We start from the raw sequence: 10,605 nt of genomic DNA, 5'->3' as shown, positions 1-10,605 counted from the left end.
CGGACGGCCGCGCGGGGCAGGCCCGCGGGCGGTCTACCGCCGGTAGAGCACGATGTTGGACTGGTACTCCTTGTGCGGGACGACCGGTCGGAACTGCCGGAAGCCCACGGCGCCCCGGAACGGGCCCGCGACACCGACGGCGTTGATCGTCGCCTGCTCCCCCGCGGTCAGCCGGCTGTCGTCGACGAGCCCGCCCGTGCGGATGACGTTGCCGTCCTGGAGCTTTATCTCCTCCGAGAAGTAGGCCACGAAGCCACCGTCCGGACGCTGGTACAACATCCGGCCGTAGCCCTTGGTCGTCCCGATCGTCCTGCCGTCGGCGCCGACGAACTCGTAGGCGACCTCGGCCACGTCGTCCAGGGTCGGGTTCTCCCCGTTCGGGTCCTCGTTGTTGGAGTCGTAGGCCAGTACCTTCTCCACCAGGTCGAACAGCAGCAGGGCGTTCTTCGGGTCAGCGATGGTCGTGCCCCGAGGAGGCGCGAGCGGCGGCACCGCGAGAGTCGCGAGCACCCCGGACGTCACGGCCGTCCGCACCGGAGCGAGCGCCGACGGGAGACGGCCGGCCGACGGGAGACGGAGTCCCTGCGGGGGACGGAGAGAGGGCATGGCGGTTCTCCTCGCTGCTGTTCGGACGGATGGGACCGGGATCGGGATCCGTCTTCGACGGTAGGAAGAGCCGCTGAACCGAACCTTGTGCCGTGGCTGGGAAGCCCGCGACACAGGCGGGAAACCCCCTGCCGTCACCGGACAAGACGTCACCCGACAAGGAGAGCAGATGACCCCCGGTGCTGACGTGCCCGCAACAGTGATGGCCCTGGCGCTGTTCTGGCTCAGCCGTCTCGGCAACGACAGCGGCTACGCCACCGGCATCCTCGTGCCGATCATCCTGCTGGACCGCATCCGGTCGTGTGAGCGGGCCCTGCCCCCGCCCGCCACCTGCTCCCGCTCCTGCCCACCAGCTACAGTTCGCGCCACGCGAATACGGCCCGCCGTCACGGTCACGGCGGGCCGTACTGCTGTCTGCAGTAGCCTGTGTAGCTGTTGGTAGCTGTTGGTAGCTGTCTGTACCTGCCGGCCACCCGTTACGAGCCAGCCACCTATGAGCCAGCCACCAGGGTCTCGTCGAGCAGGGTGACGTACGCGGGCACCTGCGTGACCGACGTCAGGTCGTGCCGGAACGCCGTCACATCCTCGCCGCCGTCCCGCCCGTCCGCGGGGCCCGGCTCGGCCGGGACGAACCCGTGCCGGGGGTAGAAGTCGGCCACGATGCGGTTCTTCGCCGTCGGCCGGTAGGTGGCGGCGACGGCGTGCGCACCCGTGTCACGGGCACGTTCGAGCACGGTCGCCAGGCAGGCCTGCTCGATCCCCCGGGAGAACACCCGGCAGCTCAGCAGGAAGTTGTCGATGTGCACGACCTCCTCCAGCCGGCGCAGGAAAACCGCGCCGACCAGGCCGTTGTCACCGAAACGGTCCTCGGAACGGATCGTGAGCACCGTGTGCTCCGGCCGGTCGAGCAGATCACGCAGGTCCGGCGCGGGCAGCCGGCGGGTCGTGGTGTTGAACTGGTTCGTCCGCAGGGTGAGCTGGCTGACCCGGGGCACATCGGCCTCCCGGGCCACCCCCAGCCGCACCACGATCCCCAGGCCGCTGAGGTACTCCTCGATCGAGGCGAAGCCCTCCTGAAAGTCTCGGCGGTCGAGTTCCTCCCGGTAGCGACGCACCCGGACACGGTCCTCGGCGGTCAGCTCCCGGGTGTCGAACCATCCGTCGCGCAGCACCGCGTCCAGGTGACCGGCGGGGTCCTCGTCGACCGCGACCACGGCGACGTCGGGCAGTTCGGCCCGGACGAGGCCGCGCTCGTAGGCGGAGTCGTCGACGAAGACGAAGCTGTCGACCCCGAGGTTGAGCGAGCTGGCAAGGTCGAGGAGGTTCTCGTGCTTGGGCCGCCAGTTGGCGATGACCCGCACGAAGTCGTCCGGGCGCAGCGTCATCTCCGGATGCCCGGCGAGCGCGTCGCGCACCACGTCGGCCTCGTTCTTGYTGACCGCGGCGAGCAGCACGCCCTGCGCCCCGATCTGCTTCACGACCTTCTGCACGGCCCGGAACGCCTCACCCCGGTAGGAGCCTGCGACCTCGATACCCTCCACCCCGTCGTCACCGACGATCCCGCCCCACAGGGTGTTGTCCAGGTCGAGCACCAGGGCCTTGCTGGTGCGCCCGGTGATGTTGCGGGCGAGGTGGCCGACCTCCCGGGCGTAGGCGGCGAGCAGGCCGGCGGACAGGTGGGCCTTGGCGTAGACCGTCAGCCGGGAGTCGGTGACCGGCACGCCCTCGGCGACGAGCGGGTCCAGGTCGAGCACCACCAGCGCGGGAAAGCGTTCGGTGAGGCCGAGCAGCCGGGCGTTCGCCCGTCGCCACACCGCCCCCAGCCGGGCCCGCGACCGATGGTCGACGAGCTGGGCGGTGAACCGGCGTGGCAACGGCAGCGTGTTGAGCACCAGGGTTCCCCGGCTGATCTCGGTGAAGCGGGTGACCAGCGTCTCGAGCAGGGAGATCTTGGCGTCCAGGACCCGTTCGACCGCGTCGGGATCCCACGGGAGCGGCACCTCGTCGAAGACGATCGTCGGGTCGAGCAGGGCCAGGACGAGATCGGCTCCATGGGCGTGCAGGGAGCTGCCGGGATCGGTGAGCTCGAACACGTAGCTGTCGAAGGTCCCCAGGTGGGAGCGCAGCAGCAGACCGTGCCGGCCGAGTTCCCCGGCCAGGGCCGGCAGCAGCGCGGAGACCGTGCCGTGCGCGGTGACGGCGATCCGCACGACCGGGGTCGACGGATGCTCCCGCAGCACCTCGTCCGGGTCGACCTGGACGAGCAGGCGCCCCGCCCGCGCCAGTTCCTCCGCGGAGGCGTCCGCCAGCAGTTGGCGGACCCGGGGGAACTCGGCGGCTATCCGGCCGTCACGGTGCAGGCCGAGCAGGTCGGTGGCGGCCCGCCGGCCGTCGGCGGGTGCCGGGGAAACGCCGGGGGCGGGCCGCGCGGAACCGGTGGTGCTGGAGACCGTCATCGCCGGGACCTTTCTCAAGAGTGGATCGACGTCGATCCACGGGCGGAATTCGCCAACCGTCGTGACCGCCCTCGGATCGTCCGAATGCCGTCCGAATGCCAGCCGAACGCCATCCGAACGCCACGGCCACACAGTCAAATCATCCGGACGGCGACTAAAGCGGGGACTAAAGTTCCGCTAGTGTTGTGATCGCCGACGTCGTACGGGTGTGATGCCGTACGGCTTCGTTGCCGGTCGGGCCCAGGGCCGGAATTAGCGCCGTCCAAGGCGCGTCCCGCAGGATGTAGGACGCGGTTTTTACCGTCCACGGCCGATGCGGTCCGGCCACGGTCTCCCGGCACCGACGACGCGCTCCCAGCACGGCCACAGGCATGGTCATGAAGGTGACCGCGACGAGAATCACAATGAATGATCACGACGAATGACCACAACGAATGGAGACGACGGATGGACAGCATCGAGGATCTGGTCACGCTCGTCCGCGACGAACTGGGCCTGCCGGTGTCGGCCACCGACGCCGGTCGAGAACTCGACGAGATACCCGGCTGGGACTCGGTGCACCTGCTCACCCTCGCGACCATTCTGGAACGGACGACCGGGCAGCGACTGTCCCTGCCGGACGTCCTGGAGGCGACGAGCCTGGAGCGACTCTACGCGCTGACCACCGGCCGATAGGCCCGCGCGTCCCACGGTTCACCGGAACCGCGGATCCGCGGTTCAACCGGGATCCCCGGCCCACCGGACCCCACCGGCACGCCGGCCGCGTCAGGCGGCGCCGTTGCCCGCGTACCGCGGTCCGCCTGGTCCTGTGTCGGGCTTTGACGGTGGGCGCGAGCCGTCCGCCAACCGGGACGGACACTGTTGTCACAAACCAGCTCCGACCGGAAACGCCGTGACGGACGGTTACGTTCATGGGTTTCCGTGGACCGCCACGACCTTGCTCCGGAGATTACCGACAAAGACCGCGTGACCTTCCCCGAGCCGCACCTGGATGGCCGGTGGATACCGGTCACAGTGGTGTACAGGAAAACTTTAGAACAGGCCGGCATCCTTGCAAGAATGACGGAGGTAGCCAACGGCACGCGGGCCGGCGTCAGTATCGGTATCAGTATCCCCGAGCAGGACGTCCGCGATCCCCGCCGCAGACTGTCCCACCTGTTCGACCCCGATTCGTTCGCCCCGTTCCCCTCCACCGGCAGCGGCCGGGTACTCGCCGGGCGGGGCCGGATAGGCGGCATCCCGGTCATCGGCTACTGTACGGACGGCAGCCGGATGGGCGGGGCGCTCGGTTCCGAGGGTTCCAGGCACGTCGTGGCCGCCATCGAGGAGGCGGTCCGCACCGCAAGCCCGGTCATCGGGCTGTGGCACTCCGGTGGGGCGAGCCTCGCCGAGGGTGTCGAAGCGCTCGACGGCATCGGCCAGATCTTCGCCGCCATGATCCACGCTTCCGGCCGGGTGCCGCAGATCTCGGTGGTGCTCGGGCCGGCCGCGGGCGGCGCGGCGTACGGGCCGGCGCTGACCGACGTCGTGATCATGGCGCCGGCCGGTCGCGTGTTCGTGACCGGTCCCGACGTCGTGCGCAGCGTGACCGGAGAGCAGATCGACATGGAGGGGCTCGGCGGCGCCGACGCGCACGGCCGCCGCTCCGGTGTCGTCCACGTGCTGGCCCGTTCCGAGCGGGACGCCTACCAGCGGGCCCGCCGGATCACCTCCCTGCTCGCCGACCCGGGCCGTTTCGACCTTGGCGTCGGCCGGGGCCTGGCCGCCGCCCTCCCCGGGCCCAGGACCGAGCCCGGCGCCGACGAGATCAGCTCCACCACAGAGGTCAGCACCATCGAGGTCGGCGCCAGCACGCTCAGTGTCAGCGGCCCCGGCACCGGCACGGTCGGCACCGCCGAGGTGGGTGCCAGCGACGTCGGTGAGGATCTGCGGGCGCTGCTGCCGGACCGGCCGCGGCGGGCCTACGACGTCCGGCCGCTGGTGCGCCGGCTCGTCGACGACGACCCCACCGGCGACGGTTTCGAGGAGCTGCAGCCCCGCTGGGCGCCCAACATCGTCGTCGGGCTCGGCCGTCTCTACGGCCACAGCGTCGGCGTCATCGCGAACAACCCACTGCGCAAGGGCGGCTGCCTGGACTCGCTGAGCGCCGAGAAGGCCGCCCGGTTCGTCCGCATGTGCGACTCCTTCGGTATCCCGCTGGTCGTGGTCGTCGACGTTCCCGGCTACCTGCCGGGCGTCCGCCAGGAATGGGACGGGGTGGTGCGCCGCGGCGCCAAACTGCTCTACGCGTTCGCGGAGGCCACGGTGCCGCGCGTCACGCTCGTCACCCGGAAGTCCTTCGGCGGGGCGTACATCGCGATGAACTCCCGCTCGCTGGGCGCCACCGCCGTCCTGGCCTGGCCCGAGGCGGAGGTCGCCGTCATGGGTGCCGAGGCCGCGGTCGGCATCCTGCACCGCCGGGCCCTGGCGGCGGTGTCCGACGACGAGCGGCCGGCGCTGCTCGCCCGGCTCGTCGACGACCACGCCCGCACCGCCGGCGGGGTCGACCGGGGGCTGGCCCTCGGTGTCATCGACGCCGTCATCGATCCCGCCGACACCCGCCGGCGCATCGCGCAGGTCCTCGCCGACGCGCCCGCCCGCCGCGGCCGCCACGGCAACATCCCCCTGTGACGGCCTCCCGGTTATCCCTGTGACACGTCGGCGGCGTCGGCGTCGGCGTCGGCGTCGGCGAACAAAGCAAGCACCATGGCGGCACAGCCGCCAGGAAACAAGAAAGGAGCCCGGGCGGCCAGACAAGAAGACAATATCGCCGGATGACGATATTTGATCAGGGTGATGACGGATCAGAATGACGGTATTCGGGCCGCGATCCGGGATTCCTGACGGACCGGTCGAACCGGTTTATCGTACAACGGTATCTGCACCGGCACGGTGACGCCGCCTTCGACCAGCAGGGCCCGCCCGGCCGGCCAGCCGCCCCTGGTCGACCGAGGCAGCTTGACGTCGAGGACCTCACCGTCGACGTGCGACGACGGGTTGAGCAGCAGGCCATGCCTGTCGCGCCTGAGCATGGCGAGCCAGCCCCGGTAACGCTGAGTCCCCAAATCCTCGGTGGTTCCGGCGGCGACGACCAGGTTGCCTTCGTCGCGGGCGCCGCGGACCACTCGTTCGAGCACGTCGGCGGCGAGACCGTCGGCGAGCAGCTCGGCGTCGTCGACGATAACCGCCACCGGGCCGGGCAGCTCGGCGATCATGTCGTCGAGTTCCATGCCGAGCTCTGTGCCGTGCAGGACCCGCGCCACCCCGGGCAGGCTGCCGAGGCCCGTCAACGGCGACGGGCGTGGGCAGCAGATCACCACCGGCATCTCGCCGGTGCCGCGGCCGGTCAGCGAGGTGACGACAGCGGCCAGGGCTGTGCTGCGCCCCGAACGCGGTGGGCCGCTGACGAGGAACGCCGAACCGGTGCCGGTGAGATCCACGTCGATCGGGGCGAGGTGGTCACCGCCGACACCCACCGTGCAGACCGTCGGGAGGCTCGGTGACGGTCCGGTTCGCAGCCGCGCGAGGTCGGTCACGGTGATCAGATCTGGTAGCGGGTCGATCCGGTGTGGCAGGCGTTCATTGTCAACAGCCTTCCAGCGGGAAGTGAGCGTGTCGGCCAACTCCTCGACCGCCGCGGCCTGGGCCGCGCCCTCGGGATCCGCCGCCAGTAGGGCGATCTGTGCCTCCACCGCGTGCGGTACGGCCACGATCCGGCCGGCTGGCATGGCTCGCGGTACATCTCGCGGGCTGAGCCCGAAGACGGTCACGTCGTCGGGCTCGGCCTGGCGCAGCACCAGACGGGTGGCGACCGCGCTGGCAAGGCGACGGGTGAAGCCGGTCCGGTCGGTGGCCAGCACCGGCAGGATGCCGGCGGCGGGGCCGCGGCCGAGCAGTCCGTCCAGTGTCTCCACCAGCCGTCCGCCGTCGGTCTCGGCGTGCCGGGCCAGAAACGTCTCGTACCGGTCCACCAGCAGGACCAGGTACGGCAGCCGGTCCGCCGGTGCCGCCGCGGCACGCTGCTCGCCCAGCGATGCATGGCTGCCGGCGGCGAGCAGGCGGGTACGGCGGGAAACCTCGGTGGTGAGCATGTCCAGCAGCCGGTCAACGCGGTCGGGTTCGTCACCGGTCACCCAGGCACCGCAGTGCGGCAGCGACGCCAGCGGGGCCAGCGCCCGGCTTCCGTAGTCCAGCGCGTACAGGTGCACGTCGGCGGGGCTGGCGTGGGTGGCGAGGGAAGCCGCCAGGGTACGCAGGAGGGTCGAACGACCGCTGCGCGCCATTCCGGCGACCAGCAGCGGTCCGCTCTGTTCGAGGTCGATCACAAACGGCTCCTGCGCCTGTCGGGCCGGATGGTCGGCCAGCCCGAGCCGCACGGCCACCGGGGACCCGACCGGCGGCGTTGGCGCGGCCGGCATCATGTCGAGATCGGAGATAGTGATCCGTTCCGGCAGGGGCGGCAGCCATGGGCTTGCCGGCGCGCGGAGCTCCATCCGCTCCGCCGCGGCCCGCACGGCCGCCACTACGACGGTCAGGTCGGTGGCACCCGCATGGCCCACTCCGGGGGCGGCCGTGGCCCGATCCGTCCGCGCCCGCCGGGGCCGGCCGAGGTCGGTGATCCGGCGTCGGGTCACCGTCACCGTCTCGCCGGTGGACGATGCGGCTGCCGTGTCGGGACGAGGCCAGCCGATCCGGGCGCACTGTACGGCCGTCAGCTCGCTGTGCCCGGTCCGCAGGTACGCGCGGCCGGGGTGCAGCCGGGAGATGCGCGCCGCGTCCGGCGCCTCGATCACGTCGGCGCTCTCCTCCGCACGGGTCACCCGCAGGCACAGCCGCAGGTTGACGTTGGCCCGGATCTCGGCGTTCACCACGCCGGCGGGCCGCTGGGTGGCCAGGACGACGTGGACGCCGAGGCTGCGCCCCCGCATACCGATGCCGACCACGCCGTCGACGAACCGCGGCACCTCCTCGACCAGGGTGGCGAACTCGTCGACCACGATGACCAGCCGAGGCAGGCCGCTGCCGCCGCCCGCCCAGTAGTCCTCGATCTCCTTGGCACCGGCCGCGGCGAGAATCGTCTCCCGGCGGCGCAGCTCGGCCGACAGCGAGGCGAGCGCGCGGTCCGCCAGGTGGCCGTCCAGGTCGGTCACCATACCCACACAGTGCGGCAGGTCGCGGCAGTCCGCGAACGCGCTGCCGCCCTTGTAGTCGACCAGGACCATGGTGAGCGCCTCGGGGGTGTTGCCGAGCGCAAGGGACGCGACCAGGGTCTGCAGCAGCTCCGACTTGCCCGCGCCGCTGGTGCCGGCGATCAGCGCGTGCGGCCCGTCCCGGCGCAGGTCCACGGCGACCGGGCCGGACGCGTCGGCGCCGAGCAGTATCCGGGTGCTGCGTCCGCCGGGTTCGGCGGCCCAACGCGCGGCGATGTCGCAGGCTCCGGGATCCGCGCCGAGCCCGCAGATGTCGAGGAAACGTACGTGATCGGGCAGGTCGCCGTCGTCGCCGAAACGGGCCCCGAGCACCCGGACCGGGGCCAGTGCGCGGGCGACCCGCTCGGCCAGGGAATGCCGCAGGCCGTCCACGAGCACCTCGGCCTCGGCGTCCCGGTGCGGATGGGTCACCCGGACCCGGCTCCCGGAGTCGTTGGTGACCACGACGGTGGCGCGGCACTCGTCCGGCAGGCTCGACTCGGTGTTGTCCAGGCACAGCGCGTACACGCCGAGCCCGGGCCCGTCGGCAAGCAGGTCGGCAAGTCCCGGCAGGGTGCGCAGCCGGTGTGCCCCGTCGAGGAGGAGCAGCAGACGGYGCCCCGGTGGAGCCTGGTCGCGCAGCCCGGCATGCTGATCCGCCCGGCGCTCGTCCATGATGCGCCGCAGCTCGGCGATGCGGGCCTCGGCCTGCTCGCGGTCGGTGGCCACCATCCGCCGGCAGGCCAGGTCCGTCCGGTGCGGCAGGGTGTGCGGCAGCCAGCTCACCCACTCCCAGTCCGCGGCCTCGTCCTGGCCGGTGAACAGCACGATCCCGAAGTCGTGCGGCGCGTGCAGGGTGGCCACCTGGGCCAGCAGCGCCCGCGTGACGGGCAGGACCGCCTTCCGGGGTCCGGCGACGCCGAGCACACCGGCACGCGTCAGCTCCACCGTCACCGGCACCGCGTACGCGGTCGGAAGTTCTTCGTTCTCGGCGCCGGGGCCRCTCAGGCGTACGTCGACGGGGCGGTCGGTCAGCCCCACGCGCAGCCGTCCGAAGTCCTCGTCGGTGGGGCGGCGCTCGAACAGGCGTCCGGTCGGGCCGGTCGCGTAACGCACCAGCATCGCGGGGTCGGGCAGCGCATCGCGGGCGGCCTGTTCCTCCTCGAGCGCGGCAGTGGCCAGCCGGGTACGTACCGCGTCCAGTTCGGCCTGGTACTCGCGTAGTTTCTGGCGATACTCCCGGTGTCCGCCACGCCGTTCGGTGATGGCGTGGGCGACGGCCATCACCGGGGAGAGCAGCATGAAGAGCAGGTAGTAGCCGGCGTTCGGCAGYAGCGCGTAGAGCACAGCCGCGAACAGCAGAGGAAGCAACACCGTAACGAGCGGGAAACGGAAGCCCCGCGGCTTCTCCGGCTCGGCCGGCACGGCGATCTCGGGCCGACGCCGCGGTGGCACGATCCTCGGTGGCCGGTTGAACCGGCGCACGCCGTGCGCCGCGTCGGCTTCCAGCCGGGCGTCGGCTCCGGCGTACGGCCGGACGGTGATCATGCTCTCACCGAGCTGCGCCACGTCGCCGTCCCGAAGCCGGATGTCGGCGGTGGCCCGGTAGCCGCGCCACCCGACACCGTTACGTGATCCGGTGTCGGCGAGCAGCACGGCGCCGGTGCGGTCGGTGCRTATCTCGGCGTGTCTACGGCTGACCTCGGGATCGTCGAGAACCAGGTCGCAGCCGGCGGTACGGCCGAGCACAAGTGTGCCGGCGTGGCCCTCGCCTGCCAGCGCCGCACTGGCGCCCGCCACCGGGCCGCCCACCACCGCCACCTCGCGGCCCGGATCCGGCGTGTTTCCCGCGCTGGAACGCTCGGCCGGAATGTCCCGTGAGACTGACTTTCCCGGTAGCCGGACATCCTCCGGACGGGCGAACGAGAACGCGGTACCCGCAGTCATGACGATGTCGGCCAGCCGCCGGCCGGCGGGGACCAGCTCACCGTCGATGAAGAGCACGCCACCCGCCATGGCAGCGCCTGCCATATCGGTATTCGCCGAATCAGCGTTTGCGACGCCGATGCCCGCGATACCGGCTTTTGCCGTGCCGCCCTCCGCCGTATCGGCGCGTGCCGTACCGGGCCGGCCGGCTGTCGTGTCAGCGTGGCCGGCGAGCAGCTCGGCAACGGCGGTACGCAGTTCGCCCACGGTGGCCGTCGCGTCCGCTTCGATCAGCAGCGGTGTCACACGGCCCCGTGGGCCGACGACCGTGACCTCGTACTCCACGTCTGACCTCGTACTTCGCGTCGGAGCGCCTCGGGTCGGCGCAC

6 protein-coding genes are annotated in these 10,605 nt (G+C 71.6%); 3 read left to right on the top strand and 3 right to left on the bottom strand.

Features of this window, described 5'->3' with window-relative positions; all coding sequences use genetic code 11:
- Nucleotides 1-33 precede the first annotated feature (33 nt).
- Entirely contained in the window at nt 34-606 is a 573-nt protein-coding gene (locus BL254_RS14310) for an allene oxide cyclase barrel-like domain-containing protein (RefSeq protein ID WP_162233207.1), read from the bottom strand.
- Between the two features lie 169 nt (nt 607-775).
- On the opposite strand from BL254_RS14310, the gene BL254_RS14305 reads away from it, so the two are divergent.
- Nucleotides 776-1,048, top strand: coding sequence for a hypothetical protein (locus tag BL254_RS14305; RefSeq protein WP_139342311.1), 273 nt, complete (start codon nt 776-778; stop codon nt 1,046-1,048).
- 49 nt (nt 1,049-1,097) lie between these two features.
- Here BL254_RS14305 and BL254_RS14300 read toward each other — a convergent pair whose 3' ends face one another.
- Nucleotides 1,098-3,062, bottom strand: a complete 1,965-nt coding sequence (locus tag BL254_RS14300) for an HAD family hydrolase (protein ID WP_076843558.1) — start codon at nt 3,060-3,062, stop codon at nt 1,098-1,100.
- 447 nt (nt 3,063-3,509) lie between these two features.
- Here BL254_RS14300 and BL254_RS14295 point away from each other — a divergent pair, with 447 nt between their 5' ends.
- Together BL254_RS14295 and BL254_RS14290 are read left to right on the top strand one after the other, a co-directional pair.
- Nucleotides 3,510-3,737, top strand: a complete 228-nt coding sequence (locus tag BL254_RS14295; protein ID WP_013873331.1) for an acyl carrier protein — start codon at nt 3,510-3,512, stop codon at nt 3,735-3,737.
- Nucleotides 3,738-4,121: 384 nt separating this feature from the next.
- Nucleotides 4,122-5,732: an acyl-CoA carboxylase subunit beta gene (locus BL254_RS14290; protein ID WP_047223154.1), complete on the top strand. Its 1,611-nt coding sequence runs from the start codon at nt 4,122-4,124 to the stop codon at nt 5,730-5,732.
- A 173-nt stretch (nt 5,733-5,905) separates the two neighbouring features.
- Here the strand turns inward: BL254_RS14290 and BL254_RS14285 are convergent, their stop codons facing one another.
- Entirely contained in the window at nt 5,906-10,561 is a 4,656-nt protein-coding gene (locus BL254_RS14285; protein WP_217699288.1) for an FtsK/SpoIIIE domain-containing protein, read from the bottom strand.
- Nucleotides 10,562-10,605 lie beyond the last annotated feature (44 nt).

Source organism: Protofrankia sp. BMG5.30 (assembly GCF_001983005.1).
GTDB classification, from domain to species: Bacteria; Actinomycetota; Actinomycetes; order Frankiales; family Frankiaceae; genus Protofrankia; species Protofrankia coriariae.
This window is presented reverse-complemented; position numbering and strand designations above follow the sequence as displayed.